The organism is Pseudomonas sp. NY15181, assembly GCF_048068055.1.
Taxonomy (GTDB): domain Bacteria; phylum Pseudomonadota; class Gammaproteobacteria; order Pseudomonadales; family Pseudomonadaceae; genus Pseudomonas.
The window spans coordinates 109,178-122,914 of sequence record NZ_JBLUPT010000006.1; the positions used below are offsets into that span (position 1 = coordinate 109,178).

15 protein-coding genes are annotated in these 13,737 nt (G+C 66.6%); 11 read left to right on the forward strand and 4 right to left on the reverse strand.

All coding sequences use genetic code 11. From position 1 onward, the window contains the following. The first annotated feature begins 8 nt into the window (after window positions 1-8). From aroC to ACNFBT_RS15850, 6 genes are all read left to right on the forward strand, one after another. Complete coding sequence (gene aroC / locus ACNFBT_RS15825; protein ID WP_416750854.1) at window positions 9-1,100, forward strand: chorismate synthase; 1,092 nt, start codon at window positions 9-11, stop codon at window positions 1,098-1,100. A gap of 58 nt (window positions 1,101-1,158) precedes the next feature. Continuing rightward, window positions 1,159-2,322, forward strand: a complete 1,164-nt coding sequence (locus ACNFBT_RS15830) for an MFS transporter (protein WP_416751213.1) — start codon at window positions 1,159-1,161, stop codon at window positions 2,320-2,322. Continuing rightward, window positions 2,306-2,929 carry a methylthioribulose 1-phosphate dehydratase gene (locus ACNFBT_RS15835; protein ID WP_416750856.1) on the forward strand — a complete coding sequence of 208 codons (624 nt, stop codon included), beginning with the start codon at window positions 2,306-2,308 and terminating at the stop codon, window positions 2,927-2,929. Before ACNFBT_RS15830 ends, ACNFBT_RS15835 begins: the two co-directional genes overlap by 17 nt. 28 nt (window positions 2,930-2,957) lie before the next feature. Then, a complete protein-coding gene (locus tag ACNFBT_RS15840; RefSeq protein WP_416750858.1) occupies window positions 2,958-3,503 on the forward strand; it encodes a 1,2-dihydroxy-3-keto-5-methylthiopentene dioxygenase in 546 nt (181 codons plus the stop codon). Between the two features lie 120 nt (window positions 3,504-3,623). Further along, entirely contained in the window at window positions 3,624-4,307 is a 684-nt protein-coding gene (gene mtnC, locus ACNFBT_RS15845; protein WP_416750860.1) for an acireductone synthase, read from the forward strand. 73 nt (window positions 4,308-4,380) lie between these two features. After that, on the forward strand, window positions 4,381-4,569 hold the full coding sequence (locus ACNFBT_RS15850) for a PLD nuclease N-terminal domain-containing protein (protein ID WP_416750862.1): 189 nt from the start codon (window positions 4,381-4,383) through the stop codon (window positions 4,567-4,569). Between the two features lie 446 nt (window positions 4,570-5,015). On the opposite strand, the gene ACNFBT_RS15855 is transcribed toward ACNFBT_RS15850, so the two are convergent. Next, on the reverse strand, window positions 5,016-5,543 hold the full coding sequence (locus ACNFBT_RS15855; RefSeq protein WP_416750864.1) for a dihydrofolate reductase family protein: 528 nt from the start codon (window positions 5,541-5,543) through the stop codon (window positions 5,016-5,018). 67 nt (window positions 5,544-5,610) lie between these two features. Here ACNFBT_RS15855 and ACNFBT_RS15860 point away from each other — a divergent pair, with 67 nt between their 5' ends. Both ACNFBT_RS15860 and ACNFBT_RS15865 read left to right on the forward strand, forming a co-directional pair. After that, the gene (locus ACNFBT_RS15860; protein WP_416750866.1) at window positions 5,611-6,189 is read left to right on the forward strand and encodes a TetR family transcriptional regulator; all 579 of its coding nucleotides are present in this window, start codon (window positions 5,611-5,613) and stop codon (window positions 6,187-6,189) included. Window positions 6,190-6,279: 90 nt separating this feature from the next. Next, complete coding sequence (locus ACNFBT_RS15865) at window positions 6,280-6,747, forward strand: methylated-DNA--[protein]-cysteine S-methyltransferase (RefSeq protein ID WP_416750869.1); 468 nt, start codon at window positions 6,280-6,282, stop codon at window positions 6,745-6,747. Here the strand turns inward: ACNFBT_RS15865 and ACNFBT_RS15870 are convergent. Both ACNFBT_RS15870 and ACNFBT_RS15875 read right to left on the reverse strand, forming a co-directional pair. Further along, window positions 6,744-7,220, reverse strand: a complete 477-nt coding sequence (locus ACNFBT_RS15870; RefSeq protein WP_416750871.1) for a methylated-DNA--[protein]-cysteine S-methyltransferase — start codon at window positions 7,218-7,220, stop codon at window positions 6,744-6,746. The genes ACNFBT_RS15865 and ACNFBT_RS15870 overlap by 4 nt on opposite strands. 2 nt (window positions 7,221-7,222) lie before the next feature. Further along, entirely contained in the window at window positions 7,223-8,128 is a 906-nt protein-coding gene (locus ACNFBT_RS15875; protein WP_416750873.1) for a DNA-3-methyladenine glycosylase family protein, read from the reverse strand. 181 nt (window positions 8,129-8,309) lie between these two features. Between ACNFBT_RS15875 and speE the strand changes: the two genes are divergently transcribed. The 3 genes from speE to ACNFBT_RS15890 all read left to right on the forward strand — a co-directional run bounded on the left by speE (window position 8,310) and on the right by ACNFBT_RS15890 (window position 12,693). Continuing rightward, window positions 8,310-9,170 (forward strand): polyamine aminopropyltransferase, encoded by an 861-nt coding sequence (gene speE / locus ACNFBT_RS15880; protein WP_416750874.1) that lies wholly within the window; start codon window positions 8,310-8,312, stop codon window positions 9,168-9,170. Window positions 9,171-9,510: 340 nt separating this feature from the next. Continuing rightward, window positions 9,511-11,586 carry an LTA synthase family protein gene (locus ACNFBT_RS15885; RefSeq protein ID WP_416750876.1) on the forward strand — a complete coding sequence of 692 codons (2,076 nt, stop codon included), beginning with the start codon at window positions 9,511-9,513 and terminating at the stop codon, window positions 11,584-11,586. A 321-nt stretch (window positions 11,587-11,907) separates the two neighbouring features. After that, entirely contained in the window at window positions 11,908-12,693 is a 786-nt protein-coding gene (locus ACNFBT_RS15890) for a sulfite exporter TauE/SafE family protein (RefSeq protein ID WP_416750878.1), read from the forward strand. A gap of 9 nt (window positions 12,694-12,702) precedes the next feature. On the opposite strand, the gene ACNFBT_RS15895 is transcribed toward ACNFBT_RS15890, so the two are convergent. Next, entirely contained in the window at window positions 12,703-13,719 is a 1,017-nt protein-coding gene (locus ACNFBT_RS15895; protein ID WP_416750880.1) for an AraC family transcriptional regulator, read from the reverse strand. Window positions 13,720-13,737 lie beyond the last annotated feature (18 nt).

Here is a 13,737-nt window from a genome sequence, read left to right on the forward strand (position 1 = left end):
AGCCTCGCATGTCCGGCAACACCTACGGCAAGCTGTTCACCGTCACCACCGCTGGCGAAAGCCACGGCCCGGCGCTGGTCGCCATCGTCGACGGCTGCCCGCCCGGCCTGGAGATTTCCCTGGAAGACCTGCAGCGCGACCTGGACCGCCGCAAGCCCGGCACCAGCCGCCACACCACCCAGCGCCAGGAAGCCGACGAGGTGGAAATCCTCTCCGGCGTGTTCGAGGGCAAGACCACCGGCACCCCGATCGGCCTGCTGATCCGCAACACCGACCAGAAGTCCAAGGACTACTCGGCGATCAAGGACCTGTTCCGCCCGGCCCACGCCGACTACACCTACCACCACAAGTACGGCATCCGCGACTACCGTGGCGGCGGCCGTTCCTCGGCGCGCGAGACCGCCATGCGCGTAGCCGCCGGCGCCATCGCCAAGAAGGCCCTGGCGGGCATGGGCATCAGCGTGCGCGGCTACATGAGCCAGCTCGGCCCGATCGAAGTCCCGTTCAAGACCTGGGACAGCGTCGAAGAGAACGCCTTCTTCAGCCCCGACCCGGACAAGGTGCCGGAGCTGGAGGCCTACATGGACCAGCTGCGCCGCGACCAGGATTCGGTCGGCGCGAAGATCACCGTGGTCGCCGAAGGCGTGCCGCCGGGCCTGGGCGAGCCGATCTTCGATCGCCTGGACGCGGAACTGGCCCACGCGCTGATGAGCATCAACGCGGTGAAGGGCGTGGAAATCGGCGCCGGCTTCGCCAGCGTTGCCCAGCGCGGCACCGAGCACCGCGACGAGCTGACCCCGGAAGGCTTCCTGTCGAACAACGCCGGCGGCATCCTCGGCGGCATCTCCAGCGGCCAGCCGATCATCGCCCACCTGGCGCTCAAGCCGACTTCCAGCATCACCACCCCCGGCCGCTCCATCGACGTGGACGGCAACCCTGTGGAGGTGATCACCAAGGGCCGCCACGACCCGTGCGTAGGCATCCGCGCCACCCCCATCGCCGAGGCGATGATGGCCATCGTGCTGCTCGACCACCTGCTGCGCCACCGCGCGCAGAACACCGACGTGAAGGTCGGCACCCCGGTCCTCGGCCAGCTTTGAGTGACCTGAACCTCCCGCGAGCCGCCCGGTTCGCGGGAGTGTCGCTCGACTCCCGCCGCTGATGGCTCAGGTTCCCTACTGGCGGCTGTCCAGTTTCTACTTCTTCTACTTCTGCCTGCTGGGCGGGACGGCGCCGTTCCTCGCGCTGTATTTCCACCATCTTGGCTTCCCGGCTCCGCGCATCGGCGAGCTGGTGGCCATCCCCATGCTGATGCGCTGCGTGGCGCCCAACCTGTGGGGTTGGCTGGGCGACCGCAGCGGCCAGCGGCTGGCCATCGTGCGCTTCGGCGCGGTGTGCACGGCGTTGTGCTTCGCCGGCATCTTCCTGGGTCACAGCTACGCCTGGCTGGCGCTGGTGATGGCTGGGCATGCGTTCTTCTGGCATGCCGTGCTGCCGCAGTTCGAGGTGATCACCCTCGCGCACCTGAGCGGACGCACCGAGAGCTACAGCCGCATCCGCCTGTGGGGCTCCATCGGCTTCATCTGCACCGTGGTCGGCCTCGGCTGGCTGTTCGAGCGCGCCAGCCTGGATACCTATCCGCTGGCGCTGCTGGCGATCATGCTCGGCATCATCGGCGCCAGTTGGTGGGTGCCCAATGCGCAACCGCCGGTGCGCCAGGACGAGGCCAGCGCCGGCGGCTTCCTCCAGCAACTGCTCAAGCCCGGTGTGCTCGCCTTCTACCTGTGCGTAGGCCTGATGCAGTTGTCCCACGGCCCGTACTACACCTTTCTGACCCTGCACCTGGAAGCGCTCGGCTACTCGCGCGGGCTGATCGGCCAGCTCTGGGCGCTGGGCGTGGTGGCCGAGGTGCTGCTGTTCCTGGTCATGCCGCGCCTGCTCAAGCGCTTTTCCCTGCGCCAGGTGCTGGCGGCGAGCTTCCTGCTGGCGGCCTTGCGCTGGCTGCTGCTGGGCACGCTGGCCGGGCATTTGCCGGTGCTGCTGTTCGCCCAGTTGCTGCACGCCGCCACCTTCGGCAGTTTCCATGCTGCCGCCATTCATTTCGTCCAGCGCAGCTTCCAGGCTCGCCAGCAGGGGCAGGGCCAGGCGCTCTACGCCGCGCTGGCGGGGACCGGCGGCGCGCTGGGCGCGCTTTACTCCGGCTACAGCTGGGGTAGCCTTGGCCCGGCGTGGACTTTCGCCATCGCCAGCCTTGCCGCGCTGGCTGCCGCTTTTATCATCTGGACCCGTCTGAACGAGGACCCGCATGAACGACACCCGTGAACAGCTGACCCAGCAGATCATCGAAGCCGGGCGCTTCCTCTACGGCCGCGGCTGGTCGCCGGCCACCAGCAGCAACTATTCGACGCGCCTGGCCGCCGACCGCGCGCTGCTCACCGTTTCGGGCAAGCACAAGGGCCAGTTGGGCGTCGACGACGTGCTGGAGACCGATCTGGCCGGCAACAGCCTGGAACCGGGCAAGAAGCCTTCGGCGGAAACCCTGCTGCACACCCAGCTCTACGCCTGGCGCCCGGAGATCGGCGCGGTGCTGCACACCCATTCGGTGAACGCCACCGTGCTCTCGCGCCTGACCGCAGGCGACCGCCTGGAGCTGGAAGACTACGAATTGCAGAAGGCCTTCGCCGGCATCACCACCCACGAAGGCCGCGTGACCGTACCGATCTTCGACAATGACCAGGACATCGCCCGCCTGGCCGCCAAGGTGCAGCCCTGGCTCGACGCCCATCCCGATTGCCCCGGTTATCTGATCCGTGGCCACGGTCTGTACACTTGGGGGCCACGCATGAGCGATGCGCTGCGCCAGATCGAAGCCTTCGAGTTCCTCTTCGAGTGCGAGCTGAAGGTGCTGAGCCTGCGTGGCGCCCGCTGAACAACCCTGAGAATCGAGTAGCCCGACCATGAGCAGCCTGACCGTCTACCACGAATCGAGCCCCGAGCAGCCGCTGAAGCTGCTGACTCATGCCGAGGACATCGCCTCGACCCTGGGCGCCGTCGGCGTGCGCTTCCAGCGCTGGCAGGCCAACGCGCCCATCGCCCCCGGCGCCAGCCAGGAGGAGGTGCTCGCCGCCTACCAGCACGAGATCCGCCGCCTGCAGGAGGAGGAGGGCTACGTCACCGTCGACGTGGTCAGCCTGAGCGCCGATCACCCGCAGAAGGACGAGCTCCGCGCCAAGTTCCTCGACGAACACCGCCACGGCGAGGATGAAGTGCGCTTCTTCGTTGCCGGTCGTGGGCTGTTCACCCTGCACATCGAGGATCACGTCTACGCCGTGCTGTGCGAGAAGAACGACCTGATCTCGGTGCCGGCCGGCACCCGCCACTGGTTCGACATGGGCGAGCGCCCGCATTTCGTGGCCATCCGCCTGTTCAACAACGCCGAGGGCTGGGTGGCCAAGTTCACCGGCGACGACATCGCCAAGCGCTTCCCGTTGCTGGAAGACTGAGTTGTTCACTGGGCCCCCGCGTTCGCGGGGGTGATGTTTTGGTTCGCGGTGGTGGCGTCATTCCCGCGAACGCGGGAATCCAGATGACTGGGCCCGACCAATAACGGGATTATCGTTTCCATGCCGATCAAAGCCATCCTCACCGACATCGAAGGCACCACCAGCGCGGTTAGCTTCGTCTTCGACGTGCTCTTCCCCTATGCCGCCGCGCACCTGCCGGATTACGTCCGTGAGCACGCCGGCGAGCCGGCCGTGGCCGAACAACTGGCCGCCGTACGTGCCGACAGCGGTGAAGCCGGCGCCGACACCGAGCGCTGCATCGAGATCCTCCTGGGCTGGATCGCCGAAGACCGCAAGGCCACGCCGCTCAAGGCGCTGCAAGGCATGGTCTGGGAGCAGGGCTACCGCGCCGGCCAGCTCAAGGGGCACGTCTACCCGGACGCCGTGGATGCGCTGCGCCACTGGCATGCCGAGGGCTTCAGGCTCTACGTCTATTCCTCCGGCTCGATCCAGGCGCAGAAGCTGATCTTCGGCTGCTCCGAGGCGGGCGACCTGACGCCGCTGTTCTCCGGCTACTTCGACACCACCAGCGGCCCCAAGCGCGAGGCCGAGTCCTACCGCCGCATCGCCGCCGCCATCGGCCTGCCGGGTGAGGAAATCCTGTTCCTGTCCGACATCGTGCAGGAGCTGGACGCCGCGCAGCAGGCCGGCCTGCAGACCATCGGCCTGGCCCGCGAGGGTGGAGTGCTGGAGGGGCACGACACCGTGGCCAGCTTCGCGGTGATCGACCCGGCGCGGGTCTGAGCTGTCGCTCGCGCCGCGGGGAGGCGGGACGCTATCATTAGCGGACCAACTTTCTTATAGAGGGATCTTGAATATGGGTTTCCTGCGCGAACTGATCGCCCTGGTTATCTTTGTTGTGGACATCTGGGCCATCCTCAACGTAGCGAGAAGCAACGCTGAAATACCGAAGAAGATCATCTGGATTCTGGTGATCGCCGTTCTGCCGGTGCTGGGGTTGATCGTCTGGGCGTTCGCCGGGCCGCGCAGCCAGACGCGGGGCTGAGAGCAGAAGTGTAGGGCGTATAACGTTCGACGTTATACGCCGTTTGACCTTGGTTCCCGGCCCTACGGACTCAATCCGGAAGCCTGCCACCGAGCGCTTTGAACTCGATCATCACGTCTACTGACGATCATGGTGCATCGGCGTACAACCGCGAACGGTTGTACGCCCTACGGGAGCACGACGGTTGCCCTGCAAGCTTGGCAGTTTCCGTAGGAGCAACTGTCTTCTACCGGGTTAATCCCTGCCTGCACTGCCCCCTCACCCCAGCCCTCTCCCTCAGGGAGAGGGAGCCGTCCGTGCCGGCTGACACTACGGTTTCATCCTGCACCGAACAGTCCCCTCTCCCGCTTGCGGGAGAGGGTTAGGGTGAGGGGCCCTTGATCTTGTAGGAGCGGACCTTGTCCGCGAAATCCCTCCGGCCCCTCCATGGCAACCAGCTACCCGCCTCAACCAAACCGATAATGTATCCGCACGCATCCCGGCTCGATGGTCTTGGCCGACACCAACGTCGGTGAAGCCTGGAAGCCGGTCGCCGGGAAGAGCGGGATGCCGCCGCCGATGATCTCCGGCATCACGTAGATCTCCAGCTCATCCAGCGCCCCGCGCTCCAGAAAGGCCATCTGCAACCGGCCGCCACCAAGCATCCATACGTCCCCGTCATCCAGCGCGCGCAGCTCCGCCACCAGCGCGTCGATATCGCTGCGGGTTTCCAGCGGGCCTTTCGGGTTCTCGATGGGGCGTGACGTCACCACCAGCACCCGCTGCTCACCGTACGGCCATGGGCTGGGGGCGGCTTCGAGAAAGTCATAGGTGCCACGCCCCATGACCAGGGTGCGAATGCGCTGGATAAACAGGTCGTAGTGGTGCTCGCCCAGTTCCAGCTTGTCGTGCCGGAACAACCAATCCAGCCCGTGCTCCGGGGTGGCGATGTAGCCGTCGAGGCTGGTGGCGATGTAACCGAGAACCCTGGCCATGCTGAATTTCCTCCGCTAAGATTCACCTAAATATATAAATGAATGTTCATTTATAAAAGAGGAAGGCATGGCTCGAACCAAGACGGTCAGCGACGAAGCGATACTCGACGCTGCCATGGCGCTGATGGTGCGCGAGGGGCCGGAGGCGGTGACTTTCGCCGCCGTAGGGCGCGAAGTGGGGTTGTCCGCCGCGACCCTGGTGCAGCGCCACGCGACCAAGGCCGAGTTCCTCCGTGCTGTGCTGTTGCGCGCCTGGGACCAGTTGGATGCGCAGACGGCGCGGCTGGACGATACCGCGGAGCTGAGCCCGGAAGGCGCGGTGCAAATGTTGGTGGCGATGTTCCCGGTGGGCGAGGGCGAGACCGATTACGCGGAAGGGTTGCTGATCCTGCGCGAGGACATGCGCGACCCGCTGCTGCGCGAGCGCGGCGCGCAGTGGGGCGAGGCGCTGGCGAAGGCGTTGGGCAGGCGCTTGAGCGGCGATCCGGCGCGCCAGGCGCTGCTCGGCCGCCTGATGGCCAGCCAGTGGCAGGGCGCGCAGCTGTGGTGGGCCTTCGAGCGCAAGGGCGACCCCGCCAGCGCTATCGGCGCTGAATTGCGCCGCTGGTGCGAGGTGACGCTGGCGGCGGAAAGGCTTGCGGGATAAGGCTCGGCGGCGGACACTCGGCCGATGCATTACTGCCTGATCGAAACAGAACTCGGCTGGTTCGGGCTCGCCTGGAGTCCGCGGGGAATCGTGCGCACCTATCTGCCGGGCGACTCCGTGCATACCCTGCGCGAACGCTTCGACAAGCTCGGCACCGAGACCGCCCACTGGCCGGCGTTTATCGACGAGGCGCGCCAGTTGATCCTCGGTTACGCGCGGGGCGAGGCGGTGTGCTTCGACAGCCTGCCGCTGGACCTGTCGGCCGTCAGCGATTTCCACCGCCGCGTGTATGACGACATCCTGCAGCTTGGCCGCGGCGAGACCACGACCTACGGCGAGATTGCCCGCCGCCTGGGCGACGTCGGCCTGTCCCGCGCGGTGGGGCAGGCGATGGGCAGCAATCCGATTCCACTGATCATTCCCTGCCACCGCGTGCTCGCCAGTGGTGGCAAGACCGGCGGCTTCTCCGCGCCGGGCGGGAGCACTTCGAAGCTGCGGATGCTGGCGCTGGAAGGCTTCCAGGAGCCACAGGCCGCGCAGACCGCCTTCGACTTCTAGGCCTTTTCCAGGGCCCCCTCCAGACGCAGCAGCAATTCCTTGCGCGGCAGGCCGCCGGCATAGCCGGTGAGGCTGCCGTTGCTGCCGATCACCCGGTGGCAGGGCACGATGATGCTGATGGGGTTGGCGCCGTTGGCCGCACCCACCGCGCGGATCGCCTTGGGCCGGCCGATGCGCCGTGCCAGTTCGGCATAGACGGTGGTGTAGCCGTAGGGGATCTCCAGCAGCGCCTGCCAGACCTGGCGCTGGAATTCGGTGCCGCCGGTGTTCAAGCGCACCTCGAAGCGCTGGCGCTTGCCGGCGAAATATTCGTCCAGCTGGCGCGCCACCTCGTCCAGCAGCGGGCTGCCCTCGTGCCAATCCGGTTCGGGGTAATGCCGCTGCTCCAAGTCCATGTAGAGCATTCGCAGGCCGCTTTCGTCGCCGGCCAGCAACAGGCGGCCGGTGGGGCTGTCGTGGTAGCGGTAGTGCATGGTCATCCTCCGGTGCGGCCGGCCTGGGAGTAGGCGTGCCACAGATACACGGCGGCGTAGGCGCGCCAGGGCCGCCAGGCTTCGGCGCGGCGTTGCAGGTCGCGGGCGGTGATGCCGTCGGCGCCCCAGACCGGCGACTTGAGCAGGCCCAGGTCGGCGGTGGGGAAGGCATCCGGATCGCCGAAGGCGCGCAGGGCCACGTATTCCGCAGTCCAGGGGCCGATGCCGGGGAGGGCGCAGAGGCGCTTCACCAGGTCGTCGGCGCCGTCGTCGACGTGCAGGGCCAGGGTGCCGCTGGCACAGGCGGCGGCGAAGCGTTGCAGGGTTTCCACGCGCTTGCCGGGCATGCCGATGCCGGCGAGGTCGGCGTCGGCCAGGGCCTGGGGCGTGGGGAACAGGCGGCTCGGCTGGCCTTCGGTTTCATCGGGCAGCGGCTCGCCCAGGCGCTGGACCAGCCGGCCGACGATGGTCACCGCTGCCTTGACCGTCACCTGCTGGCCGACGATGGCGCGCACCGCCTGTTCGAACGGGTCGAAGGCCGTGGGCAGGCGCAGTCCCGGCGCTTGGCGGATAAGCGGACCGAGCAGCGGGTCGTTGCCCAGGTGCTCGGCGATATGGCTGGGGTCGCTGTCCAGGTCGAACATCTTGCGCACCCGTGCCGCCAGCGCTTCGGCATGTTGCGGGGCGAGATGGACTTCCAGCTCCAGCTCGGCGCGATCCTCCAGCGGACGCACGCTGAACCAGCCGGCCTCGTCGCCAATGCGCACGCTGCGGGCGTAGCGCTCGGGCGACAGGCATTCCACGCCGCCCAGGCTGCGCAGGGCGAAGTGCTCGTGGAACTGCTGCCAGCTCCAGGGCGCGCGGTAGGGCAGGTGGATGATCCGGGACGTCGGGGATGTGTTTTTCATGCAGCGACCTTACCTGTTGCGGGCACGGCTGTCCTCCCGGCGCTGACTTTCAAACTGCCCGTCATGATCGCAGCTGACGACGGGGTTCGACCTGTCATCGTCAGGCACGTAGAATGCGCGCCTCTTTCGGGGCGGCGCGGCCGTCCCCTCCTATTGTCTTGTCCCGACGGGAGCCGACCCCATGCACGATTACCAGGAAACCCTCTACGACGGCTATGGCCAGCGTTTCAGCGTCGACAGGATGCTCCACGAGGTGCGCACCGAGCACCAGCACCTGGTGATCTTCGAGAATGCCCGCATGGGCCGGGTGATGGCGCTGGACGGCGTGATCCAGACCACCGAGGCCGACGAGTTCATCTACCACGAGATGCTCACCCACGTGCCGATCCTCGCCCACGGCGCGGCCAAGCGCGTGCTGATCATCGGCGGCGGAGACGGTGGCATGCTGCGCGAGGTGTCCAAGCACGCCAGCGTCGAGCACATCACCATGGTGGAGATCGATGGCACCGTGGTCGACATGTGCAAGGAGTTCCTGCCGAACCACTCCAAGGGCGCTTTCGATGACCCGCGCCTGAACCTGGTGATCGACGACGGCATGCGCTTCGTCGCCACCACCACGGAGAAGTTCGATGTGATCATCTCCGATTCCACCGACCCGATCGGCCCGGGCGAGGTGCTGTTCTCCGAGAACTTCTACCAGGCCTGCCACCGCTGCCTGAGCGAGGGCGGCGTGCTGGTGACCCAGAACGGCACGCCCTTCATGCAGCTCGATACCGTGCGCAACACCGCCGGCCGCATGAACGGACTGTTCGCCGACTGGCACTTCTACCAGGCGGCCGTGCCGACCTATATCGGCGGCTCGATGACCTTCGCCTGGGGCTCGACCAACCCGGCTCTGCGCCATGTCGATGTCGCCACCCTGGCCCAGCGCTTCGCCGCCAGCGGCATCCAGACCCGCTACTACAACCCGGCCATCCACCAGGGCGCGTTCGCCCTGCCGCAGTACGTGCTGCAGGCCATCGGCAAGCCGGCCAACGACTGATAGCCGCGTCTCCTTCGCCATCCAGCGACAAGGGTATGCGCCGTTTCCCGCAGCGGGTTGCGGCGTCATGCCTGGCGACCGGCGGTCGGTCATGACAGTTTCTTCACCCCTCGTTCGGCACTCTGCCGTGCCCGCCGTCCGGCAGTCGTAGCGCTGGTGCCAGGTGCTCGTATCATTCCGAAACGATTGTCCGCGCCGGCTTAATGTCGACTTCAGCGGTGCCGAATAGAATGCGCCGCCACTGCTTTTGCGGTGTAATGCCGCAGTTTTTTCGCGCTCACGCAGGGCCCCGCACGGGCGGCGCGCCTTCGAACCCACACGTTCACAACGGAACCTAGAAATGGGCCAACCAGAAGTCCTGACCAATCGCCAGAACGGTACGAGCCTCACGCGGCCGACCGTCTCCAGTCATCTGGCGTTCACTGCGCTCAGCGTCCTCGCGCTGATGGCGATGTTCTCCCTGTCGCGTCTTGCGCTGTTCATCTACAACCGCGAGCTGATCGGCACCACGCCGGCCTCCACCTTCGTCGAGGCGTTCATCACCGGCATGCGTTTCGACATCCGCGTGGTGGTCTACATCGTCGCCCCGCTGGTCTTCGCCATCCTCAGCGCTCGCGCCATGGGCTGGCGCTGGTTGTGGAAGGCCTGGCTGACCCTGACCGCGAGCCTCACGCTGTTCCTCGGCGTGCTGGAGATGGACTTCTACCGTGAATTCCACCAGCGCCTGAACAGCCTGGTGTTCCAGTACATGGCCGAAGACCCCAAGACGGTCATGAGCATGATCTGGTACGGCTACCCGGTGGTCCGCTACCTGCTGGCCTGGGCCTTCGCCACCTGGCTGCTGTACGTCCTGTTCCGCGGCATTGACCGTGCGACCCGCCCGAGCGCCTCCGGCCCGGCCGTTGCCGCCTGGTACATCCGCATCGCCGTGATGCTGGTGGTGGTCGCGCTGTGCGTCGTTGCCGCCCGTGGCACCCTGCGCCAGGGCCCGCCGCTGCGCTGGGGCGATGCCTTCACCACCGACTCGATGTTCGCCAACCACCTGGGCCTCAACGGCACCATGACGCTGATCAAGGCCGCCGAGGACCGCTTCGGCGAGGACCGCGCGAATATCTGGAAGTCCACGCTGCCCAATGACCAGGCCCGCGACACCGTGCGCCAGATGCTGCTCACGTCGAACGACAAGCTGGTCGACGCCGACACCGCTGCCATCCGCCGCGACTTCACCCCGCCGGCCGATGGCACCCTGCCGATCAAGAACGTGGTGGTGATTCTGCTGGAAAGCTTCGCCGGTCACTTCGTCGGCGCGCTGGGCGGAGAGGGCAACATCACCCCGTACTTCGACAAGCTGTCGAAGGAAGGCCTGCTGTTCACCCAGTTCTTCTCCAACGGCACCCACACCCACCAGGGCATGTTCGCCACCATGGCGTGCTTCCCCAACCTGCCGGGCTTCGAATACCTGATGCAGACGCCCGAGGGTGGCCACAAGTTCTCCGGCCTGCCGCAGCTGCTGTCGGCGCGCAAGTATGAAGATGTCTACGTCTACAACGGCGACTTCGCCTGGGATAACCAGTCCGGCTTCTTCGCCAACCAGGGCATGACCACCTTCATCGGCCGTAACGACTTCGTGAACCCGGTGTTCTCCGACCCGACCTGGGGTGTGTCCGACCAGGACATGTTTGCCCGCGGCAACGAGGAGCTGGACAAGCTCGAGGCCACCGGCAAGCCGTTCTACGCGCTGCTGCAGAGCCTCTCCAACCACGTGCCCTATGCACTGCCGAAGGACCTGCCGGTGGAGCGCGTGACCGGTCATGGCAGCCTCGACGAGCACCTGACCGCCATGCGCTATTCCGACTGGTCGCTGGGTCAGTTCTTCGAGAAGGCCAAGAAGTCGCCGTACTACAAGGACACCCTGTTCATCGTGGTGGGTGACCACGGCTTCGGCGCGCCGGACCAGCTGACCGAAATGGACCTGTTCCGCTTCAACGTGCCCTTCCTGATGATCGCTCCGGGCATCCAGGAGAAGTTCGGCGCTACCCGTAACACCGTCGGCACCCAGATCGACATCGTGCCGACCATCATGGGCCGCCTGGGTGGCGAGACTCGCAACCAGTGCTGGGGCCGCGACCTGCTGAACCTGCCCGAAGGCGACAAGGGCATCGGCGTGATCAAGCCCTCCGGCAGCGAGCAGGTAGTGGCGATCATCAACGGCAACCGCATCCTGATCAAACCCAAGGAAGGCGACATCCGCGTCTACGACTACAAGGTCGGCAAGGACTTCGGCGTGACCCGCGTGGAGAACGCGCCGGACCAGGAGGCCCTGCGCCTGCGCCTGGAGTCCTTCATCCAGACCGCGACCAAGAGCCTGCTGGACAACACCGCTGGCGTGGTGGACCCCAAGTCAGGCACCAAGTGATCGCCGGGTGAGTGGAAAGGGGGCCTTCGGGCCCCTTTTTCTTTGTTGGGTCCGGGCGCGTGCGGAAAACGCTCCGATTCCCCCGTAGGAGCGGACTTTGTCCGCGATCAGGTTCGGGGCGGGGCCATCACGGACGGAGTCCGCTCCTACGGTCAAGCCCCGAGCGGTGTTCCAGACGGCTCGGCGCGGAAAAGCGCAACCGGGCTTCAGGTGAAGACAAGTTATAAAGTAAGACCACAACGGTCTAATGGATTATAAGAAAAGTCGTTATCCTGCCGCCCACACCACGAGGTGATCAGTTACGCCAGTCAGGACTCGCAGATGGATGTTGGCAATATCGGTTTCGTAATCGCGGGTCTTGTCGTTGGTTTCATCGTCGGTATGACCGGCGTCGGGGGTGGTTCGCTGATGACCCCCATCCTGCTCTGGTTCGGCATCAACCCCGCCGCGGCGGTGGGTACCGACCTGCTCTATGCCGCCATCACCAAATCCGGCGGCGTCCTGGTTCACCGCAAGAACGACAACATCGACTGGCGCATCACCGGCTGGCTCGCCCTCGGCAGCGTGCCGGCGGCGGCGCTCACCCTGCTGTTCCTGCACAACCTGCATGCCGACACCTCGGCGATGAACAGCCTCATCAAGCATGCCCTGGGCGTCGTCTTGCTGCTCACCGCGCTGGCCGTGCTGTTCAAGAAGCAGGCGCTGGCCTTCGCCCAGCGCCATGCCGGCGACAGTTTCCACTTCAGCGGCCCGAAGCTGAACAGCCTGACCGTCGTCACCGGCGCCATCCTCGGCTCCATGGTCGCGCTGACCTCCATCGGCGCCGGCGCGCTGGGTACCGTGGCGCTGTTCGTGCTCTATCCCTTCCTCGCCACCCGCCGTCTTGTAGGAACCGAGATCGCCCACGCCGTACCGCTGACCCTGGTCGCTGGCCTCGGCCACGCCAGCATGGGCAACATGGACTGGGGCCTGCTCGGCTACCTGCTGATCGGCTCGCTGCCGGGCATCTACGTCGGCAGCCACCTGGCCGGCCGCATTCCGGACGGCGTGCTGCGCCCGTGCCTGGCGGTGATGCTGGCGTCGATCGGCTACAAGCTGGTCTTCTGACGGCGCCCGTCAGCCGCGGCGGAAACGCCCCGGCGTCACGCCTTTCCAGCGGCGGAAGGCGTGAATGAAGTTCGACACCTCTCCATAGCCGAGCCGCTCGGCAATCTCCTCCAGACGAATCACGCCCGTGGCCAGCAGTTCCTCGGCCAACGCCTGGCGCACCTCGTCCACCAGCACGCGGAAACTGCTGCCTTCGGCCTCCAGGCGGCGGCGCAGGGTGCGCGAGGTCATGTGCATGGCCTCGGCCATCTGCTCCATATCCGGCAGACGTCCCGGCGTGGCCAGCAGGCGGTCGCGGATCTGCCCGGACAGCCCGGTGCGCACCTGGCGGCGGGCGAGCAGGGCACGGCATTGTTCTTCGCAGCGCAGCGCCACTTCCGGGTTGGCGCCCGGTAGCGGCAGTTCGAGGATGTGGCTGTCGAAGACGATGCGATTCTCCGCCTGGCCGAACAGCGGGCGTACGCCCAGCTCGTCGATGTAGGGCTGCACGTCGCCGGGCGCTTCGCGGCGGAAGCTGACCTGGCGCACGGGCGCCGGCTGGTTGGTCAGGTCGCGCTGGATGCGCAGCACGCCGCCGCCGTCGCGTTCGATCAGGAAGTCGCGCAGGTCCTCCGGGATGGCGGTGTCGTCCAGCAGCAGGTGCGCCTCGCCGTCGTGCTCCTCCAGGCGCATGCGGTGGAAGGCGTAGGTCAGGTCGAGGTAGCGCAGCCCCAGGCGCGCGGCGCTGAGGAAGGTGGCGCTGCTGAGCAGGGCGAAGCCCCAGATGCCGTAGGTGTTGAGGTGATAGCGCAGCCCGGCCTGGAGGCCGATGCCGGAGATGTGCCCCAGGTGCCGGGCGAGATTGCGCACCAGGCTCAGCTCCTGCTCCGCGTCCACTTCCGCACCGGGATCGGCAAGCACGCCGATGTCGAGGCCGGTGCCGCCCAGGCACTGTTCCAGGTTCAGGCCGTGGTCCAGGGCGAACTGCGTCAGCAGCTGCACGCTGACGGCGCTGCGGCGGGGCGACCAGGGGGGAGAGGCAGGCATGAGAATCCTCGTCGGACA

Excerpts from the sequence above, each read along its gene's own strand:
- aroC (WP_416750854.1), top strand. The coding sequence starts at position 9 with ATGTCCGGCAACACCTACGGCAAGCTGTTCACCGTCACCACCGCTGGC.
- ACNFBT_RS15835 (WP_416750856.1), top strand. The coding sequence starts at position 2,306 with ATGAACGACACCCGTGAACAGCTGACCCAGCAGATCATCGAAGCCGGG.
- ACNFBT_RS15840 (WP_416750858.1), top strand. The coding sequence starts at position 2,958 with ATGAGCAGCCTGACCGTCTACCACGAATCGAGCCCCGAGCAGCCGCTG.
- mtnC (WP_416750860.1), top strand. The coding sequence starts at position 3,624 with ATGCCGATCAAAGCCATCCTCACCGACATCGAAGGCACCACCAGCGCG.
- ACNFBT_RS15850 (WP_416750862.1), top strand. The coding sequence starts at position 4,381 with ATGGGTTTCCTGCGCGAACTGATCGCCCTGGTTATCTTTGTTGTGGAC.
- ACNFBT_RS15855 (WP_416750864.1), bottom strand. The coding sequence starts at position 5,543 with ATGGCCAGGGTTCTCGGTTACATCGCCACCAGCCTCGACGGCTACATC.
- ACNFBT_RS15860 (WP_416750866.1), top strand. The coding sequence starts at position 5,611 with ATGGCTCGAACCAAGACGGTCAGCGACGAAGCGATACTCGACGCTGCC.
- ACNFBT_RS15870 (WP_416750871.1), bottom strand. The coding sequence starts at position 7,220 with ATGCACTACCGCTACCACGACAGCCCCACCGGCCGCCTGTTGCTGGCC.
- ACNFBT_RS15875 (WP_416750873.1), bottom strand. The coding sequence starts at position 8,128 with ATGAAAAACACATCCCCGACGTCCCGGATCATCCACCTGCCCTACCGC.
- speE (WP_416750874.1), top strand. The coding sequence starts at position 8,310 with ATGCACGATTACCAGGAAACCCTCTACGACGGCTATGGCCAGCGTTTC.
- ACNFBT_RS15885 (WP_416750876.1), top strand. The coding sequence starts at position 9,511 with ATGGGCCAACCAGAAGTCCTGACCAATCGCCAGAACGGTACGAGCCTC.
- ACNFBT_RS15890 (WP_416750878.1), top strand. The coding sequence starts at position 11,908 with ATGGATGTTGGCAATATCGGTTTCGTAATCGCGGGTCTTGTCGTTGGT.
- ACNFBT_RS15895 (WP_416750880.1), bottom strand. The coding sequence starts at position 13,719 with ATGCCTGCCTCTCCCCCCTGGTCGCCCCGCCGCAGCGCCGTCAGCGTG.